This is a genomic window from Aeromicrobium changchenzhani (assembly GCF_057586615.1).
The window spans coordinates 1,631,446-1,654,999 of sequence record NZ_CM172480.1 but is presented as its reverse complement, the minus strand read 5'-3'; the positions used below and the strand labels follow the sequence as shown (position 1 = coordinate 1,654,999).

The 23,554-nt window shown below is 61.3% G+C and carries 25 protein-coding genes; 18 read left to right on the top strand and 7 right to left on the bottom strand.

Features of this window, described 5'->3' with window-relative positions; genetic code table 11:
• Positions 1-145: 145 nt before the first annotated feature.
• Positions 146-523: a hypothetical protein gene (locus tag AC2YB9_RS08405; protein WP_487268402.1), complete on the bottom strand. Its 378-nt coding sequence runs from the start codon at positions 521-523 to the stop codon at positions 146-148.
• The gene (locus tag AC2YB9_RS08400) at positions 523-1,464 is read right to left on the bottom strand and encodes a YihY/virulence factor BrkB family protein (protein ID WP_487268400.1); all 942 of its coding nucleotides are present in this window, start codon (positions 1,462-1,464) and stop codon (positions 523-525) included. The genes AC2YB9_RS08405 and AC2YB9_RS08400 overlap by 1 nt, the downstream gene beginning before the upstream one ends.
• A gap of 17 nt (positions 1,465-1,481) precedes the next feature.
• On the opposite strand from AC2YB9_RS08400, the gene AC2YB9_RS08395 reads away from it, so the two are divergent.
• From AC2YB9_RS08395 to AC2YB9_RS08385, 3 genes are all read left to right on the top strand, one after another.
• Entirely contained in the window at positions 1,482-3,131 is a 1,650-nt protein-coding gene (locus AC2YB9_RS08395) for an acyl-CoA dehydrogenase family protein (RefSeq protein ID WP_487268398.1), read from the top strand.
• The gene (locus tag AC2YB9_RS08390; protein WP_487268396.1) at positions 3,132-3,755 is read left to right on the top strand and encodes a hypothetical protein; all 624 of its coding nucleotides are present in this window, start codon (positions 3,132-3,134) and stop codon (positions 3,753-3,755) included. It abuts the gene before it with no gap.
• A 412-nt stretch (positions 3,756-4,167) separates the two neighbouring features.
• The gene (locus AC2YB9_RS08385; protein WP_487268394.1) at positions 4,168-4,926 is read left to right on the top strand and encodes a sirohydrochlorin chelatase; all 759 of its coding nucleotides are present in this window, start codon (positions 4,168-4,170) and stop codon (positions 4,924-4,926) included.
• 10 nt (positions 4,927-4,936) lie between these two features.
• On the opposite strand, the gene AC2YB9_RS08380 is transcribed toward AC2YB9_RS08385, so the two are convergent.
• Positions 4,937-5,779 (bottom strand): PPK2 family polyphosphate kinase, encoded by an 843-nt coding sequence (locus tag AC2YB9_RS08380; RefSeq protein ID WP_487268393.1) that lies wholly within the window; start codon positions 5,777-5,779, stop codon positions 4,937-4,939.
• Positions 5,780-5,824: 45 nt separating this feature from the next.
• Between AC2YB9_RS08380 and AC2YB9_RS08375 the strand changes: the two genes are divergently transcribed.
• Genes AC2YB9_RS08375 through msrB form a run of 3 tightly spaced genes read left to right on the top strand, consistent with a single transcriptional unit; the run spans position 5,825 to position 7,474 of the window.
• Positions 5,825-6,523: a pyrimidine reductase family protein gene (locus AC2YB9_RS08375; protein WP_487268391.1), complete on the top strand. Its 699-nt coding sequence runs from the start codon at positions 5,825-5,827 to the stop codon at positions 6,521-6,523.
• 42 nt (positions 6,524-6,565) lie between these two features.
• On the top strand, positions 6,566-7,057 hold the full coding sequence (locus AC2YB9_RS08370) for a hypothetical protein (RefSeq protein WP_487268390.1): 492 nt from the start codon (positions 6,566-6,568) through the stop codon (positions 7,055-7,057).
• Between the two features lie 9 nt (positions 7,058-7,066).
• On the top strand, positions 7,067-7,474 hold the full coding sequence (msrB, locus tag AC2YB9_RS08365; protein WP_487268389.1) for a peptide-methionine (R)-S-oxide reductase MsrB: 408 nt from the start codon (positions 7,067-7,069) through the stop codon (positions 7,472-7,474).
• 39 nt (positions 7,475-7,513) lie between these two features.
• Here the strand turns inward: msrB and hemQ are convergent, their stop codons facing one another.
• The 3 genes from hemQ to hemE are packed head-to-tail and all read right to left on the bottom strand — an operon-like array spanning position 7,514 to position 10,614.
• Complete coding sequence (gene hemQ, locus AC2YB9_RS08360; protein WP_487268388.1) at positions 7,514-8,221, bottom strand: hydrogen peroxide-dependent heme synthase; 708 nt, start codon at positions 8,219-8,221, stop codon at positions 7,514-7,516.
• Positions 8,218-9,573 carry a protoporphyrinogen oxidase gene (gene hemG / locus AC2YB9_RS08355; protein WP_487268387.1) on the bottom strand — a complete coding sequence of 452 codons (1,356 nt, stop codon included), beginning with the start codon at positions 9,571-9,573 and terminating at the stop codon, positions 8,218-8,220. Before hemG ends, hemQ begins: the two co-directional genes overlap by 4 nt.
• Positions 9,574-9,576: 3 nt before the next feature.
• Positions 9,577-10,614, bottom strand: a complete 1,038-nt coding sequence (gene hemE, locus AC2YB9_RS08350; RefSeq protein ID WP_487268385.1) for a uroporphyrinogen decarboxylase — start codon at positions 10,612-10,614, stop codon at positions 9,577-9,579.
• Positions 10,615-10,685: 71 nt separating this feature from the next.
• On the opposite strand from hemE, the gene AC2YB9_RS08345 reads away from it, so the two are divergent.
• The 5 genes from AC2YB9_RS08345 to AC2YB9_RS08325 are packed head-to-tail and all read left to right on the top strand — an operon-like array spanning position 10,686 to position 15,173.
• Positions 10,686-11,264: a DUF3000 domain-containing protein gene (locus AC2YB9_RS08345; protein WP_487268383.1), complete on the top strand. Its 579-nt coding sequence runs from the start codon at positions 10,686-10,688 to the stop codon at positions 11,262-11,264.
• Positions 11,261-12,526, top strand: coding sequence for a ribonuclease D (locus tag AC2YB9_RS08340; protein ID WP_487268381.1), 1,266 nt, complete (start codon positions 11,261-11,263; stop codon positions 12,524-12,526). The genes AC2YB9_RS08345 and AC2YB9_RS08340 overlap by 4 nt, the downstream gene beginning before the upstream one ends.
• A gap of 30 nt (positions 12,527-12,556) precedes the next feature.
• Positions 12,557-13,396: an iron uptake transporter permease EfeU gene (gene efeU / locus AC2YB9_RS08335; RefSeq protein ID WP_487268380.1), complete on the top strand. Its 840-nt coding sequence runs from the start codon at positions 12,557-12,559 to the stop codon at positions 13,394-13,396.
• A 35-nt stretch (positions 13,397-13,431) separates the two neighbouring features.
• Complete coding sequence (locus AC2YB9_RS08330; RefSeq protein ID WP_487268379.1) at positions 13,432-14,586, top strand: serine hydrolase domain-containing protein; 1,155 nt, start codon at positions 13,432-13,434, stop codon at positions 14,584-14,586.
• Complete coding sequence (locus AC2YB9_RS08325; protein ID WP_487268378.1) at positions 14,583-15,173, top strand: hypothetical protein; 591 nt, start codon at positions 14,583-14,585, stop codon at positions 15,171-15,173. The genes AC2YB9_RS08330 and AC2YB9_RS08325 overlap by 4 nt, the downstream gene beginning before the upstream one ends.
• Before the next feature lie 190 nt (positions 15,174-15,363).
• Here the strand turns inward: AC2YB9_RS08325 and AC2YB9_RS08320 are convergent, their stop codons facing one another.
• Positions 15,364-16,344, bottom strand: coding sequence for an aldo/keto reductase (locus AC2YB9_RS08320; protein ID WP_487268377.1), 981 nt, complete (start codon positions 16,342-16,344; stop codon positions 15,364-15,366).
• A gap of 37 nt (positions 16,345-16,381) precedes the next feature.
• On the opposite strand from AC2YB9_RS08320, the gene AC2YB9_RS08315 reads away from it, so the two are divergent.
• The 7 genes from AC2YB9_RS08315 to AC2YB9_RS08285 all read left to right on the top strand — a co-directional run bounded on the left by AC2YB9_RS08315 (position 16,382) and on the right by AC2YB9_RS08285 (position 23,535).
• A complete protein-coding gene (locus tag AC2YB9_RS08315) occupies positions 16,382-16,723 on the top strand; it encodes a hypothetical protein (protein ID WP_487268375.1) in 342 nt (113 codons plus the stop codon).
• A gap of 54 nt (positions 16,724-16,777) precedes the next feature.
• The gene (gene secD, locus AC2YB9_RS08310; RefSeq protein WP_487268373.1) at positions 16,778-19,087 is read left to right on the top strand and encodes a protein translocase subunit SecD; all 2,310 of its coding nucleotides are present in this window, start codon (positions 16,778-16,780) and stop codon (positions 19,085-19,087) included.
• Between the two features lie 9 nt (positions 19,088-19,096).
• Positions 19,097-19,564, top strand: a complete 468-nt coding sequence (locus AC2YB9_RS08305; protein ID WP_487268372.1) for a TM2 domain-containing protein — start codon at positions 19,097-19,099, stop codon at positions 19,562-19,564.
• A gap of 192 nt (positions 19,565-19,756) precedes the next feature.
• A complete protein-coding gene (locus tag AC2YB9_RS08300) occupies positions 19,757-20,248 on the top strand; it encodes a DUF6318 family protein (protein WP_487268371.1) in 492 nt (163 codons plus the stop codon).
• Positions 20,249-20,472: 224 nt separating this feature from the next.
• Complete coding sequence (locus tag AC2YB9_RS08295; RefSeq protein ID WP_487268370.1) at positions 20,473-20,976, top strand: hypothetical protein; 504 nt, start codon at positions 20,473-20,475, stop codon at positions 20,974-20,976.
• 40 nt (positions 20,977-21,016) lie between these two features.
• Entirely contained in the window at positions 21,017-22,390 is a 1,374-nt protein-coding gene (locus tag AC2YB9_RS08290) for a cystathionine beta-synthase (protein WP_487268369.1), read from the top strand.
• Entirely contained in the window at positions 22,387-23,535 is a 1,149-nt protein-coding gene (locus tag AC2YB9_RS08285; protein ID WP_487268367.1) for a cystathionine gamma-synthase, read from the top strand. Before AC2YB9_RS08290 ends, AC2YB9_RS08285 begins: the two co-directional genes overlap by 4 nt.
• The last annotated feature ends 19 nt before the right edge of the window (positions 23,536-23,554 follow it).

Below are 23,554 nucleotides of genomic sequence, written 5' to 3'. Positions count from 1 at the left end.
GCGCCTGCAGGCGTCTTGCTCCTCAGCGCATATGAAGAGCCGCGCAGTGGTAATCGGGGGGGGTTCCCACTGCGCGGCTCACGCACTAGCCTAGCCGTCGACCGGATCAGTTGCGCGAAGGCCCCAACCATCTGTGCAGGCCCGCTCAGACTTGTTTGGAAGTCCAGGTAAATTTGCCGGTCCGATCGGTCATTGTCACTTCTGCGGCGGCCAATTGTGTATCGGGTTCGTCGGCCGCGAAGACCTTGCAGGTCATCTTTGTTCCTTTGACCAGATCAATTCGCTTGGGACATTTGATCTTAAGCGACTGCTTCGCAACGGCTTCAAGTCGTTCCTTGATTTTGATCGCGATGTAGCCCGTCGAGGTGGACGGCACCTTGGGTGTTGTGGCGGTTGCGGACGGCGTCGGTTTGACGCCGGCATCTGAGCTGTCCTTCGCGCCACACGATCGAACCAAGAACAACACCGCGACAATCACGAGAATTGCCGCTACGACGGCAACCAGCCGATTCGAGATCTTCACTAAACAGACTCACTTCCAGGTTGGTCGTTCCCAGCTTCGTTACCGGCGATGATGCGCTTGAGCCCCCGCCGAAGGCTGCGATCCGGATACACCTGATCGAAGGCCGCGTTGAGGGCCGCACCGATCAGTATGGAGATCGAGATGACATACAGCCACAGGAGGATGGCAATTGGTGCTGCCAACGGCCCATAGATTGAAGTTCCACCGGCCGACAAACCCAATGCCCAGCGCACGAGATAGCTGCCGAGCATCCACATGACGAGGGTGAAGGTCGCCCCTGGCAATCCGTTGAGCCATGGCTTTCGCACTGGCACAGCCAAGTGGTAAAGCGAGGTCAGGAAGCCAACCGAGGCAACGAGAACCGTCGGCCAGTAGAGCTTAGCCAGAATCGCAACCCGATCGGGCACAATGTCGTGAACGACATCTGGGCCAGCCAACACGAGCGGGACAAGCACGATGCCGATCAGTAGCGCGATGACATACATTCCGAACGACAAGGCCCGTGTCTTGACGATGCTGCGCCGGCCGCCCAGTCCATACATGATTGTGATCGTGTCGATAAAAACGTTCAAGGCACGCGAGCCAGACCAGAGCGCGAGCACGAAACCGACCGAGATGACGTCGACGCGGCCGCCGTGTAGGACATCGTCAAGGGTCGGCGCAATCACCTGATCGACGGTGGTGGGCGTGAGCGCCTTCGAGGCCAGATCCAGAACCCGAGCCTGCAGATCCGCAATTTCGGCGACTTGGAAACGCTGGGCGATGAAGCCGATCGTGCCGGCCAGACCGAACACGAGCGGTGGCAACGACAAGATTGCGAAGAAGGCGGCCTCGGCAGCGAGGCCCGTGACCCGGAACCGAAATGAACTGCTGGCGGTTTTCGCAACGATCTGAGTCAGCGATCGAGACATCGCCGGTCGAGGTACCGGTTCAGCCGTCATGGAACTACCGTAGCGACATGGATCCCTTGCAGCGTTCACCAGAGAACCAATCGACGCCGCTTGTCGGTTACAACGTCCTGACCGCCGACCGTGCTTTGACCGCTGCGATCACCGCATACGCCGGGCCGGAAGCCGATTCGGTGCTGGACACGCTGACCCCGCTCGGCAGTCTCGCCGGGTCAGCCGAGGCACGCGAGCACTGGCATCTGGCGAATGAAAACGAGCCCACACTGCATACGGCCGACCGGTATGGCAATCGGATCGATGAAGTCGACTTCCACCCCTCTTGGCATTGGCTGATGGAGAAAGGTGTTGGTTTTGGGCTCACCGCCGAACCATGGATCTCATCGAATCCAGTCGCCCATCTGCAGCGCGCCGCTGGCTTCTTCACCTGGGGCCAAGTCGAACAAGGCCATATGTGCCCGATCACGATGACGTATGCCGTTGTCCCGGCGATGCGGGCCGATGATGCGATCGCCAAGGCATGGACCGACGGGCTGGCCTCAACCACCTACGACTTCGGCCTACGCGCACCCGAGACAAAGAAGGGTTTGCTCGCTGGGATGGGCATGACCGAAAAGCAAGGCGGTTCGGATCTGCGTACCAATTCGACGATCGCCGTACCGACCTCGGTCCACGGCGAGTATCGCCTCACCGGCCACAAGTGGTTCACCTCGGCGCCGATGAACGATGTGTTCCTTGTGCTCGCGCAGGCGCCGGAGGGCATGACCTGTTTCGTGGTGCCGCGGGTCCTACCCGATGGCGGCCGGAACACAATCACGCTCGTACGACTCAAGGACAAGCTCGGCAACCGTTCGAATGCGTCGAGCGAAGTGGAGTTCAACGACACCTACGCACTGCGGCTCGGCGACGAGGGGCGCGGCATTCGGACCATTATCGACATGGTGTCCGCGACCCGCATGGACTGCATTCTTGGTTCAGCCGGGATCATGCGTAAGGCAATTGCCGAAGCGTCGTGGCATGCCTCCCAACGATCGGCATTCGGCGCAACGCTGGCCGAACAGCCGGCGATGATCAATGTGCTTGCCGACCTCGCGGTTGAGAGCGAAGCCGCCACGACGGTCGCACTGCGATTGGCCGCCGCTTTGGACAAGCCCCACGATGCCCACGAGCAGGCATTGCGCCGAATTGGCCTCGCCCTCGAAAAATTCTGGGTGTGCAAACGGACGCCGTTCATGGTCGCCGAGGCACTCGAATGTTTGGGCGGCAACGGCTACATCGAAGAAAGCGGTATGCCGCTGCTGTTCCGCGAATCCCCGCTCAACTCGATCTGGGAGGGAAGCGGCAACGTCAACGCTTTGGACGTGATCCGTGCGCTGTCTCGCGAGCCGGAATCACTTGAGGCGTGGATCACCGAAGTTGGCTCGGTCCGCGGTGAGGATCGGCGGCTCGATGCGGCGATCAACGGTGTCCTGACCGAACTCAGCGATCTGTCCGAGGTCGAGTATCGGGCCCGGCGCATTGCCGCGACGATGGCAGCGTGCCTGCAGGGTTCGGCTTTGCTCAAAATCGGCGACCCCGCCGTGGCCGACGCCTTCTGCGCATCACGACTCGGTGGTGATTGGGGCGGAACGTTCGGCACGTTGCCACGCGGAGTCGACATGGCCGCTATTGTCGAGCGCACCACCCCACAGCTGGAGTCCTGAATGCGCAAGCTCCTCGCCGCAGCGATCTTCGCTGCGCTCACGACGTTTGTCGTGGCATTTTCGATGCGCGCACCTGACGCCGTGGTCGCGTTGATTGCGGTGGCCGGTGTCACGGTCCTCGTCACCTGGTTCGCCGCACAACACTCGACCGAGGGCGACTCAGGGCTGGCCCTATCTAACCCAGCAGCAACCGTCGCATTGACGCTAGTCGGTCGCAGCAGCGCAGCGATTATCTTGCCGCTGATCGCAGCTCAGGTGGTCGGTGCAGTCCTCGCCGGCCTCGGTGCACGTGCGTTGTCCGACCAACTCGGCGAGACACTCATTTGGGCTGAACCGTCGATCGTCGGTCTCGTCGTGGTCTTACTCGTTCTTGGTGTGGTCGCGACCTGGCTGCTGTTTGCGATCGATCTACAAATCAGCGAAGGATTTTCGGCCATCCCGCCGATCCTGACTGGCGCAGCGCTGCCGGTCATACTCGCGGCGGCGCTCAATCCTGCAGTCGTACTCGGTCTGGCCAGCGGCAACTTGTTGAGCTGGAAGATTGCCCTCATCGCCGCCGCTACGGGCCTGATCGCCGCAGTGATCGGTACGTACACCGCCCGCGTGATCTCACCAACAGTTTGAGCACCTGACCGATTGGTGAGCAGAATCGTCGTGATTCGGCGTCAATTTTTTGCTGAAGAACCGGACTTAAACTCTAAATCGTCTCACTCATTGGACGCTAGTCTCATAATATGAGAATTTCGTTTGTGCCTGACGCCGCACGGTTGCAGACTCATATTTATGTTCGCAGCGCAGACGACCCACCTCGTGGTCCGTATCCACATCGACTTCGGCCGTGCGCGCAACATGCTGTGTCGACCCTGATCGCGCCTCCCATGACATGTCCGGCCCGCGACGACATCGGAGCGTAGGCGCGCTCTCCCCGTCGTGTCGCGGCGTCTGGGTACCAACGACACCCATCACATTCAACTCCCTGATCCGGCGGCCACCGGGTCATCAAATCAGCAACGCCCTAGGAAAGGAGGCACGCAACATGACCGCACCAGCCCTCATTGCTCTTGCGCACGGAAGCCGCGATCCACGATCGACCGCCACCATCACTGCCCTTACGGAGTTGGTCGCATGCATGCGTCCCGACCTTCGAATCGTGCCGGCATTTCTCGACCAATCCGCACACAACTTCGATGCCGTCGTCGACCGACTCGTCGCCGACGGCCACGCGGAGATCGTCGTCGTACCGCTCCTGCTAACTGAAACCGTCTCCCGCAAGTTCGACATCCCCGAAATCGTCGCTGCAGCGGCTACTCGCCATGACGACTTGCATATCGCGGCAACCGACATTCTCGGCCTTGAGGCAACATTCCTTAGCGTCTTGGACAAACGGCTCCGCGAGGCTTTGTCGAAGAATCGGGTACGCGAACTCGATGCTCTTGTGCTCGCAGGCACCGGCTCAACCGATCCGCTTGCGAACGCCATGGTTGCTCGCGCGGCCAGGGCCTGGGGCGCGCGGCACCATCTCCCGGTTATCGCCGCTTTTGCCTTGGCCGCTCCCCCGGCCGCTGGTGAGGCAGTACGAGCACATCGGTCCGATGGTCGACGCCACATCGCGGTCGGCTCGCTGTTCCTGGCTCCGGGGGTGCTCTACGATCGGGTCAGCGAACTCGCGCTTGAAGCCGGTGCGGTCGCGGTAGCCGAACCACTCGGTGTCGATGACGAGGTCGCCCGGGTCATCTTGGCCCGCTATGCGGTCGGTTCCCTCGACCTCGTCCCGCTCGACGCGCTCTTTGCCTAGACACGTGCCGTTAGGCGTGTTTAAGTCGTTCCTTTTCGACCGCGAGATCGAAGGTTGCTGCGGGCCATTCCAGTTTCATGGCCTTCAGGTGTTCTTCGAGCAGCTGAGCGATGGCCCAGTTTCGGTACCACTTCCTGCCGCTTGGGACGATGTACCACGGAGCAGCGTCGGTCGAGCAACGTTCTAGCGCGATCTCATACGCGGAACGGTAGTCATTCCACAGCGCCCTTTCATCGAGGTCGCCGGGGTTGTACTTCCAATACTTCGTCGGATTGTCAAGCCGTGCGGCCAGTCGCTCCAACTGGTCCTCGGGCGTGATTTGGAGGAAGCATTTGATGATGGTGCCGCCGCCATCAGCGAATGCTTCCTCGAAGTCGTTGATCGCGTCGTAGCGGCGCTCGATCTCGGCAGCATCGACGAGCTTGCGCACCCGCCCAATAAGCACGTCTTCGTAATGCGACCGGTCAAAGATCCCGATCATGCCGATATCGGGTAGTGCTTTCTCGATTCGCCAGAGAAAATCGTGCGTCAATTCCTCTTTCGTGGGTTTCTTGAACGATGTAATGCTGACGCCGGACGGGTTCACCAGGCCGGCTACATGCGCGACGATGCCACCTTTACCGGAAGTGTCCATCCCTTGCAGAACGACTAAAATCTTGCGGTTAGTGGACCCGCTTCGCCCCTGCGCATACAGCCGTTCCTGCAGGTCATCGAGCGTCTCACCGGTCGCGGCCATCGATGCTGACGCGTCTTTCTTCGAACCGTCAAACCCCGGCGTGGATCGTGAATCGTATGCAGTCAGGTCGATTGATCCGGCCGGGGCTTTGAGCAGTTCACCAAGCGTCTTTGCCATGGCCGCAGTATGCCCGATGATGCGCTTCACCACTAGGATCGCGGCATGGATCTGGATCTGGCGGCGCTGACCGAGTCATATGCCTACCCGTCGACCGACCGGCCCTGGTTGCGTACCAATTTCGTCAGCACTCTCGACGGCGCAGCGTTCGCTGCTGACGGCCGTTCCGGGTCCCTTGGCGGCGATGCCGATACCCAAGTGTTCGCACTGCTGAGGTCGCTGGCCGATGTCATCATCGTCGGCGCCGGGACCGCACGGGCCGAAGGCTATCAAGCGGTCCGTGCCGACGAGGTCGACGGCGAACTGCGCGTACGGCTTGGACTGAGTCCGATTCCACCAATCGCGGTCGTGTCGAAATCACTCAAGATCCCTGCGGGGCTTCTGGTTCCCGGCCAATTCGTGATCACCACGGGTGATGCGCCACAGGCTCAACTTGATGTGCTCCGCGAGACGGTCGACGTGATCGCGGTCGGAACGGGCCAGATCGACTGGGCTCAGGTCTTCGAGCAGTTTGCTGCGAGGGGCTTGAATCGGCTCTTGTGCGAAGGCGGCCCTAGCCTCCACGGCCAACTGGTCGAACTGGATCTCATCGATGAACTCTGCCTCTCGATTGCGCCGATCATGGCAGCTGGACCTGCCCCTCGCATCGCCCAGAGCGGGCTCGCAATCACCCATCCCATGAAGCTCGGCCATTCGATCACGATCGACGACCTCCTGTTGACCCGATGGGTCCGCCACCGCTGACGGTCGGTCTATTGTGAAGGTTAACGACGAAGGGATACGCCCATGTATGACGTTGTCTTGCTTATTGAGCGTGAGCTCAACGCACTCGACGCCGATCAGATCATCGCGTTGCACGAAGGGCTCGACGAGCCGGTGAATTATCACCTTCTCCTGCCGATCGAGAGTTCAACCGCGATCTTGACCTCGTCGATGAGTGCGCTCGGCGCCGGCGAGTTCATGCCGTCCACCGAACCCGATGTTCTGGCCGAGGTGCAGCGTGAGATCAAGACTGCTGGCCAAGGCGAACTCGACGCAAGCGCTGCGCTCCTACGCGCCCGCACCGCCAATGTGGTCGAACATCTGACCGAGGATGATCCGATCACGGCCCTCACCGAACTGGTGAAATCCAGCGCCGCCGCCGAGGCCATTATCCTCACGGAGTCGCATATCGTTGCTGAATTCCTGCGGCTTGACTGGAGTTCACGAGCACGCCGCAAGCTGGATGTCCCGACCCTGCACCTGCTTGAGCACGTACCGTTTGACGCCCAGAGGTAATCTGGCCGCATGGTTGCCAAGGTCGAAAAAACAGATGATGAATGGCGCTCTGAGTTGAGTGCCACCGAGTTTCATGTGCTTCGCCAGGCCGGCACCGAGCGTCCGTTCAGCAGCTCGTATGAGAACGATTCGACGGTCGGTGTGTATGCGTGTCGAGCCTGCGGTGCCGAACTTTTTCAAAGTGCCACGAAGTTCGACGCGCAGTGCGGGTGGCCGTCATTCTACGAGCCGCTGGCCGAGGATCGCGTCGTCTATCTCGAAGATGACTCGCTACTGCGCAAACGCGTCGAGGTTCGCTGCGCCAACTGCGACTCCCACCTTGGCCATGTGTTCAAGGGCGAGGGTTTCGAGACGCCAACGGATCAGCGCTACTGCATCAACGGCATCAGCCTGAAGCTCGAGCCCAACCAAGCCTGACCCCGCGCCGCTCAGGCGCTCGATCTGCGCGGCCGCAGCTCAGGGCCAGAGCGCAGTGAGTTCCGCGACGCTGTGTAGGCGCCCGGTGTAGAACGGGATCTCAGTACGTACGTGCAGCCGGGCTTTGCTGGCCCGCAATTCACGCATCAGGTCCACGATCCGATGGAGTTCATCGGCTTCGAAGGCCAAGATCCATTCAAAGTCGCCGAGTGCGAATGCTGGCACCGTGTTGGCCCTGACATCGGGATAGTCGCGCGCCTGCATGCCGTGTTCGCGCAGCATGTCGCGGCGTTCTTCGTCGGGCAGGAGATACCAGTCATAGGACCGTACGAACGGATAGACGGAAATATATTTCCGCACGTCCTCCTCGGCCATGAACGCCGGCACATGGGACTTGTTGAACTCGGCCGGTCGATGACATGCCAGCTGTGACCACACCGGTGTCATACGGGCGCCGAGCGCCGTACGACGGAAGGCGTTGTAGGCCGCTTGGAGCGCATCGGGATCCTCTGCGTGCCACCAGATCATCAGATCGGCCGTGGCGCTAAGCCCACTCAAATCGTAGGTGCCGCGAACAATCACATCATCGGCGGCGAGCTTGGCGAATAACGCTTCGACCTCGGCGGCCTCGGCGGCGCGATCGCCGTCAGCTAGGACCCGGTCGAGTTTGAACACCGACCACATCGGGTAGCGCATCGTGTCGTTGATCTCTTTGGCAAGCTTGCCGATATTGGGAATACCGCTCATACGTTCATTGTCCCAAGGTCATCCAAAAGCCGAGCCACCGCACCCTGCGCAGAGCCAATCACTGCCGGTATGCCAACGCCTCGATAGGCCGCTCCACAAACCTCCAACCGCGAAACTGAGTCGATATCGGCATCGATCGTCTCGATCTTCTCGAGATGTCCGACGTCGTATTGCGGCAACGAACCGCCCCAGCGGGTGACAACCGCGTCGATCGGATCGCCCGTGACACCGATTGCTTCGTTTAGGTCGGCAAGCGCAATGTCGATCAGTTCCGCGTCGCGGTGTTGCAATAGCGCGGCCTCGCCAGCACGGCCGATCGAGCAACGTAATACGAAGGTGTCCGCGCCCGCGGCGTCGGCAACCCACTGCCATTTTGACGACGAGAACGTGGCGGCCTTGACGGCCTTGCCATCGATTGGCGGCACGAGAAATCCCGAGCCAGCAGGAAGGTTCTGTAGCGCATCGCGCGCGATCGCGATCGTGATGATTGCCATCGAGGCGTAGCCGATGCCGGCCAGAGCAAACGCCGCGGTTGGAGCCACTTCGGCCAACAGCCGGGCAGCGCTCGGAGCCGGCACAGCGACAATCACGGCATCGGCCTGGATCGTCTCCGCAGCGATCGTGGGGCCCACCACGAGCTCCCAGTGCTCGCCGACCCTACGCAGCTGTCGCACCGTTGCATTCGTACGAATGTCGGCACCACTCTTGTCAGCGACTATCTGTGAGAGTTGGCCAATGCCGCCAGCAAGCCCGGCAAAAATGGGTCCGGTCGCGGTTGCTGAAGCTCTCGCCGTAGTGGCACCAGTTAGCAGGTCATCACCCAGCGCGGCAATCTGTGGCGCCGCCGCCCACAATGAAAGTTTGGCGGCGTGACCGGCATAGACGCCACCAAGGAGCGGCTCGACAAGTCGGTCGACAACCTCCGTGCCAACCCGTTCGGCGACGAACTCCCCCACCGATATATCTGCCGTTGGCTCCTGCACCCGAACTGACTGCGGCCGGATCGAGAGAATCCCGGTGGCCTCGAGTGCATCCAGATCGGCAGGGATCCCCATGACGGTCGGCGGCAGGGGTCGCACGGCACCGTGAGTCCAGATTCCCGCCGAGGTCGTGGCCGGATGTACGACTCGATCGTTCAAGCCCACCGCAGCGATCAGCGCGAGACCTTCGGGACGGCGCGCCAGAATCGACTCGGCGCCAAGATCAACTGTGATGCCGGCAATTGTGCCGAGTCGAAGCTTGCCGCCGAGGCGATCTGAGCCCTCGAAGAGGACGACTTCATGGCCCGAGCCGTTAAGCGCCAGTGCGGCGGCTAGACCGGCGATTCCGCCGCCAACGATCGCGATACGCATGACTCAGCGAAGTTCGTAGCCGTGGATGAAGTCGACGAGCCGCGTCAGCGCATCGGGATCGGTCGCTGGCAGTACACCGTGGCCGAGGTTGAAGATGTGACCGGGCGCGGCACGACCTGATTCGATGACCTGCGCGGCCTTGGCCGTCATGACCTCGGTCGGCGCGAACACCGCAGTCGAATCGAGATTGCCTTGAAGCGGCTTGTCGCCACCGATCCGCCGATTCGCCGTCTCGAGTGTCACTCGCCAATCGACGCCGACAACGTCGGCACCAGCATCGCTCATTGAGTGCAGCAGTTCACCAGTGCCAACACCGAAATGGATGCGCGGAACATTGAGATCTGCCACGGCGTCGAGAACCTCGGCCGAATGCGGCTTGACGTAAGTGTCGTAATCCGCGAGCGACAAATTGCCGGCCCACGAATCGAACAACTGGACCGCGGAGGCTCCCGCATCTACCTGCACCCGCAGAAACTGGCTCGCGATCACCGACAGCCGGCTCAACAGCGAATGCCACAGGTCGGGCTGGGAATACATGAACTGCTTGGTCAGCCGATGATCTTTCGACGGCCCGCCCTCGATCAGATAAGACGCAAGCGTGAACGGCGCGCCAGCAAATCCGATCAGCGGGGTTGTGCCGAGTTCGTTGATGAGACCCTTGACCGATTCGACGATCGCCGTGACGTCATCTGGTTCAATGTCGCGAAGTTGGTCCAATTGCGCGGCCGTACGAATCGGCTCAGCTATGACCGGCCCGACACCCGGCACGATGTCCAAGTCGACGCCGATTGCTTTGAGCGGAACGACGATGTCGGAGAAGAAGATCGCCGCATCCACGCCGTGTCGGCGTACCGGCTGCATCGTGATCTCAACCACGAGGTCCGGTCGGAAACATGATTCGAGCATCGGAATGCCCTCGCGGAGTTTGCGATATTCGGGGAGGGAACGGCCCGCCTGGCGCATGAACCACACAGGCACATGCGGTACCGATTCGCCTCGGCAGGCCCGAAGGAAGACGCTGTCGTTCAAAGTAGTTGCCACAGCACCAGTCTCTCAGGTGATCCGGAGTGTCAAACCCCTAGGCCATGACCGATTGGGCCTACGATCGGATTGTGAGTGCACGCACAGTAGAAAACGGCATTCCCGCAGACTTCATTGCTGCCGTGGAGCAGGTTCGACGAGCGCCCTTGCGTCCGGAGGTCGTCGCTGACGAGATGCCCGCGCCCAAGCGCATCGCCCCCTATTCATATGCGATGACCGGCGATGTTGTGGTCGATCAGGAGGACCTTGGCACCGGCCGCTTCATCCTGCTGCACGACCCGGCCGGCAACGACGCCTGGCAGGGGACGTTCCGTTGTGTCACGTTTGCTCGCGCCGACGTCGACCCTGAAATGGCCGCCGACCCCATGCTTCCGGCTGTTGGCTGGAGCTGGCTGTCCGAGGCACTCGACAAGCTGGGTGCCGAGCACATCGCGGCGAGTGGCTCGGTGACCGTTGTACGTAGTGAGGCTTTCGGCGAAATGTCCGATAGCGGTGGCGATGCCCAGCTCGAGGTTCGCGCATCGTGGACACCCCAGACCACCAAGGGCGAACATGTCGCGGCTTGGTCCGACCTGCTGTGCACGATGGCCGGGTTGCCGCCACTCGCGCCCGGTGTCATACCGTTGCCGAACCGCCGTGGTCAACGGTGAGCGAAGAAACCGAGCGGCCCGAAGTCTCCGCCGAAGAGGTTGTGCCCGCCGCGCCGCCATTGCACTTGCGTGACCCGCTTCCGACAGTGATCAACACTCAGGCCGCGCTCGAGGATTATTGTGAGCGCCTTGCTGACGCATCCGGCCCGGTCGCGCTCGATGCGGAACGCGCGTCGGGCTACCGCTATTCGCAACGCGCCTATCTGGTTCAAGTGCGCCGTGAGGGGATCGGCACCGCGCTGATCGACCCGATTGCGTTCCCTGACCTCACCATGCTTGATGACGCGATCGGCGATGCGGAATGGATCCTGCACGCAGCCTCGCAGGATCTTCCCTGCCTCGCCGAGGTGGGCATGCATCCCACCGCGCTGTTCGACACCGAGCTTGCGGGCCGACTTCTGAACTTTCCCAAGGTCGGCCTTGCAACGCTGGTCGAGAGTGAGCTCGGTTTCAGTCTGGCGAAGGAATACTCGGCAGCGGACTGGTCGACCCGTCCGCTGCCAGAGCCGTGGTTGTTCTATGCCGCGCTTGACGTTGAAGCGCTGGTTGAATTGCGCACCACCATCGCCGATCAACTCGACGCCACGGGCAAACGCGAATGGGCCGATCAAGAATTCGAAGCGTTGCTGTCATTCACTGGTCCGGCGCCGCGCAACGAACCCTGGCGGCGTACCTCCGGCATCCACAAAGCACGCGGCCGACGAGCGCTCGGGATCGTCCGATCCCTGTGGGAGGCCCGCAATGAGATCGCGATCGAACGCGACATCACCCCCGGACGGATTCTGCCCGATGGGTCCATCCTGGAGATTGCGCAGCATCCGCCCAAAGATGTCAACGAACTCAAAGCGATGCGGGTTATGCGTAACCGCGGTCCGCGCCGCTTCCTGACGACATGGGACGACGCGGTCGGTCAGGCTTTGCAGCTCGCCGAAGCCGACCTTCCGACGATCGGACAACGCTTCGACGGGCCGCCACCGCAGCGTTCTTGGCCGGACAAGCATCCCGAAGCCGCAGCCCGGCTCGCCGCCTGCCGCACGGTAATAACCACGATCGCCGACACCAATGATTTGCCAGCTGAGAACCTCGTGACACCGTCAACGATTCGCGCACTCGCTTGGGAGCCGCCGAGCAGCCACACGCCCGAAACCGTATACGAAGCGCTTCTGGGTGCGGGTGCACGGCGGTGGCAGATTGACCTGACCGCCACCGAACTGGCGGTTGCCCTAGACGCGGAGCCGATTTCGAACGAATCCACTGGATAGGTAAGCCACGCCTAAGTTAGACTTCCTAGTGTGTTAGCCAATCTCTTGATCGGCCTTCGTGAAGGTCTCGAAGCCAGCCTGATCGTCAGCATCTTGATCGCCTATCTGGTCAAGGTCAATCGCCGCGACGAAATCCGCTTCATCTGGATCGGCGTAGGCTCGGCAATTGCCGTCGTTGTTGTCCTGTTCGGCGGGATCACGATTGCCTTCGACCAATTGTCCTTCTTTTGGCAGGAGACGATTGGTGGAACGCTATCGATCATGGCGGCAGTCCTCGTCACCTGGATGATTTTTTGGATGCGCCGGACCGCGCGCGGGCTGAAACGCGAACTCGAGGGCCAAATGGAAAGCGCGCTCGATCTGGGCGCGGGCGCTCTGGTCACGATCGCGTTCCTGACCGTTGGTCGCGAAGGGCTCGAGACCGCAGCAATCCTCTGGTCAACAATCGTCGGCAGTGAGGGCAACGCAAGCCCATTCATCGGGGCAATTCTCGGCTTCATCATCGCGGTGATTTTGGGCTACCTGATCTACCGTGGCGCGCTCAAGGTCAATCTGTCCAAATTCTTCACCGTCACGGGCGCCCTGCTGATCGTGGTGGCCGCCGGGGTGCTCGCCTACGGAATCTTCGACCTCCAGGAGGCCAGCGTCTTGCCGGGCTTCGCCCACCGTGCCTTCGATATCTCGGCGACAATCCCGCCAGATAGTTGGTACGGCACCCTGCTCAAGGGCACATTGAACTTCCAACCCGACCCCTCATGGTTTCAGGTCATCGCCTGGGTTGGTTATGTCATCCCAGTGTTGTATCTCTATCTCGGCCGGCCCACCAAGAGCAGCTCCGCCGCGCCCGCACAGCCGGTAGCCGCAGCCTGACACCATCGGTTGGGCCGAAGGATTAGGGTCGTCGTATGACGATCGCCGGTGACCCGTTCGCAACTGTGCTGGACCTACTGCACCGCAACGTCGTTGACGGAACAGAACTCGGTGCATCGATTTGTGTGGTCAAGGACGGCGAAGTCATTCTCGATGTCTGGGATGGCTGGGCCGACCGCGAAAAGACCCAGCCGTGGCAACGCGACACAATCACGCCGGTGTGGTCGATCTCCAAAACGATGATCAACCTCGCAGCGCTGGTCCTCGTCGAGCGCGGACTTCTCGACCTCGACGCACCGGTCAGCAGTTACTGGCCTGAGTTCGCCGCCAATGGCAAAGAATCAGTCTTGGTCCGCCATCTGCTCGGTCATACGTCGGGCGTCTCCGGCTGGGCCCAACCGGTCACTGTCGATGACATCTTCGATTGGGATAAATCAACCGCGATGCTTGCTGCGCAGCCGCCGTGGTGGGAGCCGGGCACCGCCAGTGGTTATCACCTGCTCAACCAAGGTCATCTCGTCGGCGAGGTCATCCGCCGGGTCTCCGGTCAGATGCCGGGCCGGTTCCTCGAGACCGAGATCGCCGGCCCGCTTGGCGCAGACTTCCATATCGGGCTTGATCCAGCTGATTTCGAGCGAGTTTCGAACGTCACTCCCCCGCGGCCACTCGATCTAGATGTCACGGCGGTCGATCCGGATGGGATTCCACTCCGTACCTTCACCGGCCCGTTCGTCAAGGTCTCCGAGTCCCGCTCCGAACGTTGGCGTACGGCCGAGGTGCCCGCTGCAAACGGCCACGGCAACGCCCGCTCGCTGGCCCGAATCCAATCGCTCATCTCGCACGGCGGAACGATCGACGGAGTGACACTCCTGTCGCCCGCGACAATTGATCGGATCTTCGAACAGCAGTCCTACGGCCCGGACAAGGTGCTCGAAGTGGTCCTGCGTTGGGGCATCGGTTATGCGCTGCCCGAGCCGACGACCATTCCTTCGGTCCCGCTGGGACGCAAGTGTTTTTGGGGCGGACTCGGCGGCTCGTTCGTACTCAACGATCTCGACAACCATATGACGATCGCCTACGCGATGAACCGCATGATCTTTGAGTACGCCCCAGGTACCCGGCTGTCCCGCCCGTCCGGCGATTCCCGCTCAGACGCCTACATCGCCGCGATCTACGAAGCCGTTTCATGAGCGAGTTTCATAAGCCATCATTGCCCGGGGCTGAGCTATTCACCGCACAGGCCGGCGGCGCTGATCCAGCCGAGCGAGTCGCGGCCGGCCATCGGATCGCCAATCTGTTGGTTCGCGGACCGCGCGATACCGACGACGAAGGCATGGCTGAAAGGGTCCTGCATCTCGCCGATGAAGAGGGCCTTGCCGTCATCGCGGAGCTGTGGGCACCGGCGGCGGCCGACACCGTTGCGGGTGCACTGTGGCGCCTGTATGCCCTGCGCACCTGGGTTTATCGGCAACCGGTTCAAGCCGCGTTGGAGTTCGCAGCCGGGCGCCAGTTCGCCCCGGTTTCGGAAGTTTTGGCCGGAGTCGTCGACCCGCCCGGACCCGATGAGGTCATCGAGCTTGTCGACACCGTGATACGCGGAATTCGTACCACTGACTTCGATGTGATGCTCGACCGCGCCGCTGCCTTCGCCACGATTGTGGGCGTGGGTCGGGCGCATCTGGAGTCGGAGGATCCGCACAGTGCAGCACGTTTGGTCGACATGGCCAAGGCATTGCATCACGCTGCCGAACTCGATCGAGCCGACGCACTGCACTGACACGAGGCTGCGGGCACAAGGTGCTGGAATTCTGGCCGCAGTCCGTTACGCTGGATCCCACGTCGGGCTGCGGTAGCCCCGGGTCCCAAAATTAGCCGCTACGAGCGGCCACGCGCCGTGAGGCGCTTCCCAGCCCGACGCATAACTTCCTCCCCCGTACGCCGACGAGTCACTCACGTACGCCGAGGAGTCACCTACGGGGCGCAAAGGTTGTGTACGAGCGGTTCGGCCGACCGATATCGGCGAGTGCTTCGAGATCGGACTCGCTCGGCTGCCAGGCGACCGCCGCGACATTGGCCCTGACCTGCTCAGCTTTCGTGGCCCCAGCGATAACGCTGGTCACGGCCGGCTGCGCGGCAAGGCCGCCGATTGCGACCTCGAGCATCGACAGGCCGCGATCCTTCGCATACGTCTCGATCGCTTCGATCCGATCCCAGTCAGCGAGGTTATAGCGCGCCTCCTGGCTTTCACCGGCGAGCCGAGATCCCGTTGGCGCTTTCTGCCCGCGACGGTATTTGCCGGTCAACAGCCCATACGCAAGCGGGAAGTACGGGAACACGCCGACGCCGAGGTGTTGGGCCGCCGGTATGAGTTCGGCCTCGGCTAGCCGGTTGTAGAGCGAATACTCATTCTGCGCTGAGATGAACTTATTGAAACCCCATTTCTCGGCGATGAATTCGGCTTCAACCAACTCCCACGCAGCAAGATTGGAGCAACCGATGTGCCGCACAAGCCCCTCATCGATGAGCTCACTCATGGCCCCCAGAGTGTCCGCGATCGGCGTGACCCGATCGGGTGTGTGCAGTTGATAGAGGTCGATGTAGTCGGTACCAAGCCGCGTAAGACTCGACTCGATCGCGCGACGCATGTAGGCCTTGGACGCCCGCGCATCTTCTGATCCGTTCTTACCCTCCATCGCCATGCCGAACTTTGTGGCGATGACGACATCTTTGCGACGGACACCCAGCGCGGCACCGAGGATTTCCTCCGAAGCGCCCGCACCATATGAATCCGCCGTGTCGAAGAATGTGATCCCCGAATCGATCGCAGCGTCGATCACTTCCTGCGACTGAGCGGCATCGATACGGGTGCCAAAGGCGTTGCAACCCACGCCGATCGTCGACACCTGCATATCGCTGGAGCCAACCGAACGCATCATCATCTGAGTCATGGCTCCACGCTATCCGCACGACCGCTACACTCGGCGGATGCCTTCGACCATCGCGCTGCAGCGCCTATCGACCCTCGTGGTCGGTGCGTTGTTCGCGGTTGCGTTCGTCATCGGCGGCGCAAGCGCATCACAGGTCAGCGCGGCGCAAGGTCAAACCCTCATCGGCGCACATATTTCGGCGTCGAGTTCACATGCCCATGCGATCCACCCAACACCCTCGCTCGACGAGTTACCCGCACATGTTCAACTCATCTCGACCGGCCCGGACGCCGAAACGGTCACCGCGGTCGAACGTGCAATTGAGCGCACCAAGTCACGGACCGCATGGTATGTCGCCACAATCTCCACGAACTCCGAACGGGCTCCCCCGGCGATCTGATTCGCCCTCAGCCCATTCCATACGGTCATCGACCGTCCTCATGAAAGATTTTTCATGTCCAACCGAGCCCCCATGTGGCGCGCGATCTGCGCCTTTGCGGCAATCGCTATCGCACTCGCTCTCGCCTTCACCTCGGCCGCCAAGCTCGGCCTTGACCTCAAGGGCGGTACGCAAATCGTCCTCGAAACGAAAGACACCGACCGGGTCAAGGCAAATGCCGAGTCGACTGATCTCGCCCTCGAAATCCTGCGCGGACGCGTTGATGCGCTCGGAGTGTCCGAGCCAACGCTCGCACGTTCCGGCGAGCGACGAATCATCGTCGAGTTGCCGGGTCTGCAGGACCCGCGTGAAGCAGCGAAGGTCATCGGTAAGACCGCACAACTCTCGTTCCACGAAGTAAAAAGTGTCGCGGCTCCGGATGCGAAGACCGATGACGCCTCGACCGACGGCGATATCGTCCTACCGGACGAGGATGGCCAACCACTCAACCTCGGCCCGGTGGTCCTCGGCGGCAATGACGTCAAGAACGCGCAAGCCGCCACGCCTGAGCAGAGTCTGGGCGAATGGGTCGTCAACGTCGATTTCAATAAGACGGGACAGAAAGGGTGGAAGGAATTGGTCAGCTCAGCCTGCGCCAATCCCGACGCCGGCCAGCGCGTTGCAATCGTTCTGGATAAGAAAGTCATTTCCTCGCCGGGAGTAGTGCCCGATCTGTGTGCTGCGGGCGGCGGCAATTCGACGTCGATCAGCGGCAGTTTCACCCAAGCCTCGGCCAAAGACCTCGCCGTCCTCATCAAGGGCGGCGCACTGCCCGTACCCGTTCAGGTCATCGAGCAGAGGACGGTCGGCCCAACGTTGGGCGCATCTGCGATCGACGCCTCGATTGAGGCAGCCATCATCGGCATCATCCTGACCGGCCTCTTCATCATCTTCATTTATCGTCTCGTCGGCTTCATGGCGACGATCGCATTGGGCACGTACGCGCTCATTGCCTATGGCTTGCTGGTCTGGCTTGGCGCAACGCTGACGCTGCCTGGTCTTGCTGGTTTCGTGCTCGCAATCGGTTTGGCCATCGACGCCAACGTGCTCGTGTTCGAGCGAGCGCGGGAGGAGTATGCCGCAAACCCCAGCGCTGGGCTCTCGGTCGCACTCAACACCGGCTACAACAAGGCGTGGACAGCCATTCTCGACTCTAACGTCACCACATTGTTGGCGGCCGTTCTTCTGTTCTTCCTCGCCTCCGGCCCGGTCAAGGGCTTCGGTGTCACGCTTTCGATCGGTGTCATCGCCTCGATGGTGTCAGCGCTCATCATCGCGCGGGTATTCACCGAATGGCTCGCAAAACGTTCCTTCCAACGCAATCACCCGAAACTGTCAGGTGTCGCCGGCACCGGCCGGATCCGTAAGTGGCTCAACGAGAGCGGCATCGACTTGACCAAGCGCGCAGGTCTGTGGATAACGATCACGTTAGCGGTTGGTGTGCTGTCGATCGGCGGACTCTTGGTGCGCGGCCTCAACCTTGGTGTCGAGTTCACTGGCGGACGGCTGTTGGAGTACTCCACTGCGAAAACCATCGATGTGGAAACCGCTCGCGAAGCAGTCAGCGATGCTGGCTTCCCGTCGGCGGTGGTCCAGGAATCTTCGGGTAAGGACGGGTCGAACAACATCACCGTCCGTTTGGATCAAATCACCAATGAGGAAGCGGTCAAGGTCGAGGACGCAATCAGTTCGGTCTCGGGTTCGGCTGACAAGGAGCGCGATGAGTTGATCGGGCCGAGCCTTGGCACGGAGTTGCGCAATAAGGCACTGATCGCCTTCGGGATTGCCCTGGCGGCCCAGATGGCTTATCTGGCCTGGCGCTTCCGTTGGACGTATGCCGCTGCCGCTGTCTTGTCCATGTCGTCAGTTGTATTGACGGTCATCGGCATCTTCGCGTGGTGGGGCAAGCCGATCGACGGGGTGTTCTTGGCATCGATCCTGTCAATTATCGGTCTGGCCGTGAACGACACGATCGTTGTGTTCGACCGAGTACGAGAACATAGGGCCGAGGATCGAAAACGGCCGCTCCGAGATGTCGTCAACGAAGCAATTTTGTCGACGATTCCAAGAACCATCAACACCGGACTCGGCGCAATGTTCATCCTCGCCGCACTGGCGGTGCTGGGTGGCGACTCGCTCACTGACTTCGCCCTGGCGTTGTTGATCGGTCTGTCGGTCGGCATCTTGTCGACGATCTTCACAGCCTCGGCAATCGCCGTTGTGCTCGAAGAGAAGTGGCCGAACGATCCTGATCGGCCCAAGCGCAAGGTCGTCGATCCGTATGCCAAAGTGCCAGCTGGTCGGCGCGAAGACGGAACGCTCTAGGGTGGATGTATGAGCATGCCGCCACCTGAAATGCCCAACGACCCGACTCCGGGCGACCCCACTCAGCCACCGGGTCCGCCTACGAGTCCTCAGGCACCACCGCCGCCGCAGTATGGGCAAGCACCAGGTCAACCGCAGTATGGCCAGCCCGGTCCGCAGCAGAATTGGGCTCCACCACAGCAGGGCTATCCATATGGACCGTTCGGAGCCAATCCGGGCGCGCCATACGGCTATGACCCGGTCACAGGGATCCCGTTCTCGGACAAGTCCAAGCTGATCGCGGGGCTGTTGCAGATCTTCCTGCCCTTTGGCGTCGGTCGGTTCTATATGGGCGATACCAAAATCGGCGTGTGGCAACTGGTCGCTACGTTCCTCACCTGCGGGTTGGCCAGTCTGTGGAGTTTGATCGACGGGATCTTGATCCTCATCAACGGCGGCACAGACGCTCAAGGCCGCCCGTTGCGTGACGGCACCTGACCACAAACGTCCCACCCGCACCTCCATCCCCAACCTCACCTGAGGGTGGTGGCTGAGCCACTGTGTTTCGATTAAACACGGTGGCTCAGTCACCACCCCTCGGGCATCTGTACGTTGTCCACAGATTTGGGTTCAGGTACTGACAATCCCCGCTCGAGTCGATAGGTTGGCCGAAACGATCGGGGGATCATCATGCGATTAATTGGCTTATTGGCGGCAGCTGCGTTGCTCTTGGCGGGTTGCGGGGCTGCGGATCCTGTCCCTAAAGTGCCCAAGCAGTCAGCCTCTGCGACGCCGACAGCCACGCTTCCGGTGATGCCTGCCCAGTCGAATGAGGCGTCGCCCGAAGGCGCAGCGTCATTCGTGAGTCATTACGTGGACGTATTCAATTTCGCCGCCGCGACCGGGAACACCGCACCGCTGCTGGCGCTCTCGAAAGACTGCGAAGCATGCACTAAGTACTCAAAACGCTTCAAAACGATTTACGATCGCGGCGATCGTATTGCGGGCACGTTATGGAAACTCAAGTCGCGTGACCTACAGATCCTTAGCGACTCAATCGATGTGACGACGACCATCGAAACAGTTGAGAAAGGGCAGCGCACGACCTACAAGATCGGTTTCGTTCTGCCTCTGTCGCCACCATACGTAGTGAGCGAGATATACAAGGGCGATAACAAATGAAGTTATTCACAGCTGTCATGACAGCCCTATGTGCGAGCGTAATCTTTGCTGCTCCGAGCGCATTCGCGGACGTGACCGTGGATCCGAGCGATGTCAGTCCCAATATTTACCTTCATGCAAAGAAGCATCGGCCAGCTCACCATCAGCGTCCGTCCGCCCACCCGCGCGCTGTCGACGTCGATAACCGCGAAGTCGACCCAACAGTCCATAGAAAACTCCGCTGTATGACCGAAGCCGACGGAAGCACGTACTGTTTCGGCAATGGGGCGGTTGCACCCGACAAGAAGCCGATCACTCCCGCCCAGATTCTTCAGGCCATCCGCGAAATTGGCCTCCCCAGCCTCAAAATCAACATCCAGCCCGGCACGACGACGCTGGTCAATCTGGACACGATCTTCTACGCGCGATCGCAGCCGTTCAGCAAATCAGTCAACCTGCTCGACTATGCGATCGACCTGACCGCGACCCCGGTCAGCTTCACCTGGCTGCACGGCGACGGCACCAGCCATACGACCCAGACGTCCGGCGCACCATACCCGTCGACGGCCGTGACATATCGCTACAAGAAGCCCGCTAGGAGCCTTCACCCGAGCGTGGATGTGACCTACCAAGTGCGCTACCGGATCGACGGCGGCGCGTGGCAGACGCTGACCCAAACCCTGCGCGCCAGCGGCCCAACCAACAGCCTTCAAGTCAAGGAAGCCGGCGCTGTTCTGACCAGCAACTGACCCAAATCTCCGAGGCGTCAGCAGATGACACAATGGCGGCATGCGTATCGCCAATCACGTCGTTGATCTCATCGGCAACACCCCGTTGGTCCGACTCAACCGCGTCGTCAGCCCCGGATCGGGCCTCGTCGCCGCTAAAATCGAATACCTCAATCCCGGTGGCAGCTCGAAAGACCGCATCGCGGTCAAGATGATCGATGCCGCCGAAGCCTCCGGAGCCCTGAAGCCGGGCGGAACCATCGTCGAACCGACCTCAGGCAACACCGGCGTGGGCCTGGCGATCGTCGCCCAACAGCGTGGCTACCACTGCATCTTCGTCTGCCCAGACAAGGTCAGCGAGGACAAGCGCAACACGATGAAGGCCTATGGCGCACGTGTCGTCGTATGCCCGACCGCCGTCCCGCCGGAGCATCCCGACAGTTACTACAACACCTCCGATCGACTCGTTCGTGAGACGCCGGGCGCCTGGAAGCCGGACCAGTACTCCAACCCCGCCGGACCCCAATCCCATTACGAAACCACTGGCCCGGAGATCTGGGCTGACACCGACGGCAAGATCACGCACTTCGTCGCAGGCATCGGTACCGGCGGCACGATCTCAGGCGCTGGCCGCTATCTCAAGGAGATGTCCGGCGGCAAAGTCAAGGTCGTTGGCGTTGACCCTGAAGGCTCGGTCTACTCCGGCGGCACCGGCCGGCCTTATCTGGTCGAAGGCGTCGGCGAGGACTTCTGGCCAGATGCTTATGACCCGGCGATCCCGGACGAGATCATCGCCGTCTCTGATGCCGATTCCTTCGACATGACGCGTCGCTTGGCGCGCGAAGAGGGCCTCTTAGTCGGCGGCTCCTGCGGAATGGTCGTTGTCGCTGCACTTAAGGTCGCCAAACGCGACCCCGATGCGGTCATCGTGGTCCTCCTGCCCGACGGCGGCCGTGGCTACCTCTCAAAAATCTTCAACGACAACTGGATGTCCTCCTACGGCTTCCTGCGTGAACCGCTCGATGGCCGTCCACACGAATTGACCGTCGGGGACATCCTGCGCAACAAGAGCGGCGAACTGCCCAACCTCGTACACACCCACCCTTCGGAGACGATCCGCGACGCCATCGAGATTCTGCGCGAGTATGGGGTCTCGCAGATGCCGGTCGTCGGTGCCGAACCGCCAATAATGATCGGCGAAGTTGCCGGCAGCGTCTCCGAACGTGATCTGCTCAGCGCAGTGTTCGAGAGCCGCGCGAAACTCACCGACCCAGTCTCCAAGCACATGGGCAAACCGCTCCCGCTGATCGGCGCGGGCGAGCACTTGGCCACCGCAATGGCCTCGCTCAGCGAGAGCGACGCACTCATGGTCATCGAGGACGGCAAGCCGGTCGGAGTCCTCACCCGTCACGATCTGTTGGGAGCACACGTATGAATCACGATGAGCAAGGTTTCGCGACCCGAGCAATCCACGCCGGCTTCGAGCCCGATGCACAGACCGGTGCGGTCAACGTGCCGATTTATGCGACGTCGACCTACGCCCAGGACGGCGTCGGCGGTATGCGCGACGGTTTCGAATACAGTCGCACCGGCAATCCCACCCGACGCGTTCTTGAAGCCAACCTCGCCGCGCTTGAGGCGGGCAGCTACGGCCGTGCCTTCAGCTCGGGTATGGCGGCAACCGACTGCGGATTGCGCGCAATGCTGCGGCCGGGTGACCACATCGTCATCCCCGATGACGCGTATGGAGGAACGTTCCGTCTGATTGACAAGGTGTTCACCCACTGGGGAATCACCTACACGCCGGCCGCGATCGTCGATGTCGACGCGGTACGCGCAGCAATGCGCCCGGAGACCAAACTGCTCTGGATCGAGACCCCGACCAATCCTTTGCTCAACGTCGGTGATCTGGAAGTTCTTGCGGGCGTGGCCCACGAGGCAGACGCCAAATTTGTCGTCGACAACACATTCGCTTCGCCCTATCTGCAGCAGCCGCTGGCGATGGGCGCCGATGTGGTCCTCCACTCGACCACCAAATACATCGGTGGCCACTCCGATGTCGTCGGCGGTGCGTTGATCACCAATGATGAGCAGTTAGACGCCGATTTTGCCTTCCTGCAGAACGGCGCTGGCGGCGTTCCCGGACCATTCGATGCATTCTTGATCCTGCGTGGCGCCAAGACGCTTGCGGTCCGGATGGAGAAGCATTGCGACAACGCCGAGGCCATCGTCGACTACCTGCAAGGCCACAAAGCCGTGGCGAGTGTTCTCTATCCCGGGATCGAGAGCCATCCCGGACATGCCGCGGCAGTCAAGCAGATGCGACGGTTCGGTGGCATGGTGTCGCTGCGTCTTGCCGGCGGTCGTGACGCGGCAATCAATCTGTGTGCCGGGACCAAAATCTTCACGCTGGCCGAAAGCCTTGGCGGGGTCGAATCGTTGATCGAACACCCCGGCGCTATGACGCATGCGTCCACCGCGGGATCTGCGCTCGAGGTCCCCGATGATCTCGTACGCTTGTCGGTGGGCATCGAAGACAGTGCTGATCTGATTGCCGATCTGAAGCAGGCATTGGGCTGATTGGTATGGCCCAATAGTG

What these genes read in the sequence shown, in the direction of transcription:
- msrB (WP_487268389.1), top strand. Translation starts at nt 7,067, where the DNA reads ATGGTTGCCAAGGTCGAAAAAACAGATGATGAATGGCGCTCTGAGTTG.
- hemG (WP_487268387.1), bottom strand. Translation starts at nt 9,573, where the DNA reads ATGCGTATCGCGATCGTTGGCGGCGGAATCGCCGGTCTAGCCGCCGCA.
- AC2YB9_RS08295 (WP_487268370.1), top strand. Translation starts at nt 20,473, where the DNA reads ATGACCGAAGCCGACGGAAGCACGTACTGTTTCGGCAATGGGGCGGTT.
- AC2YB9_RS08385 (WP_487268394.1), top strand. Translation starts at nt 4,168, where the DNA reads ATGACCGCACCAGCCCTCATTGCTCTTGCGCACGGAAGCCGCGATCCA.
- AC2YB9_RS08380 (WP_487268393.1), bottom strand. Translation starts at nt 5,779, where the DNA reads ATGGCAAAGACGCTTGGTGAACTGCTCAAAGCCCCGGCCGGATCAATC.
- AC2YB9_RS08320 (WP_487268377.1), bottom strand. Translation starts at nt 16,344, where the DNA reads ATGACTCAGATGATGATGCGTTCGGTTGGCTCCAGCGATATGCAGGTG.
- AC2YB9_RS08315 (WP_487268375.1), top strand. Translation starts at nt 16,382, where the DNA reads ATGCCTTCGACCATCGCGCTGCAGCGCCTATCGACCCTCGTGGTCGGT.
- AC2YB9_RS08400 (WP_487268400.1), bottom strand. Translation starts at nt 1,464, where the DNA reads ATGACGGCTGAACCGGTACCTCGACCGGCGATGTCTCGATCGCTGACT.
- AC2YB9_RS08395 (WP_487268398.1), top strand. Translation starts at nt 1,482, where the DNA reads ATGGATCCCTTGCAGCGTTCACCAGAGAACCAATCGACGCCGCTTGTC.
- AC2YB9_RS08325 (WP_487268378.1), top strand. Translation starts at nt 14,583, where the DNA reads ATGAGCGAGTTTCATAAGCCATCATTGCCCGGGGCTGAGCTATTCACC.
- secD (WP_487268373.1), top strand. Translation starts at nt 16,778, where the DNA reads ATGTCCAACCGAGCCCCCATGTGGCGCGCGATCTGCGCCTTTGCGGCA.
- AC2YB9_RS08375 (WP_487268391.1), top strand. Translation starts at nt 5,825, where the DNA reads ATGGATCTGGATCTGGCGGCGCTGACCGAGTCATATGCCTACCCGTCG.
- AC2YB9_RS08305 (WP_487268372.1), top strand. Translation starts at nt 19,097, where the DNA reads ATGAGCATGCCGCCACCTGAAATGCCCAACGACCCGACTCCGGGCGAC.
- AC2YB9_RS08390 (WP_487268396.1), top strand. Translation starts at nt 3,132, where the DNA reads ATGCGCAAGCTCCTCGCCGCAGCGATCTTCGCTGCGCTCACGACGTTT.
- AC2YB9_RS08330 (WP_487268379.1), top strand. Translation starts at nt 13,432, where the DNA reads ATGACGATCGCCGGTGACCCGTTCGCAACTGTGCTGGACCTACTGCAC.
- AC2YB9_RS08370 (WP_487268390.1), top strand. Translation starts at nt 6,566, where the DNA reads ATGTATGACGTTGTCTTGCTTATTGAGCGTGAGCTCAACGCACTCGAC.
- AC2YB9_RS08285 (WP_487268367.1), top strand. Translation starts at nt 22,387, where the DNA reads ATGAATCACGATGAGCAAGGTTTCGCGACCCGAGCAATCCACGCCGGC.
- AC2YB9_RS08300 (WP_487268371.1), top strand. Translation starts at nt 19,757, where the DNA reads ATGCGATTAATTGGCTTATTGGCGGCAGCTGCGTTGCTCTTGGCGGGT.
- AC2YB9_RS08290 (WP_487268369.1), top strand. Translation starts at nt 21,017, where the DNA reads ATGCGTATCGCCAATCACGTCGTTGATCTCATCGGCAACACCCCGTTG.
- hemQ (WP_487268388.1), bottom strand. Translation starts at nt 8,221, where the DNA reads ATGAGCGGTATTCCCAATATCGGCAAGCTTGCCAAAGAGATCAACGAC.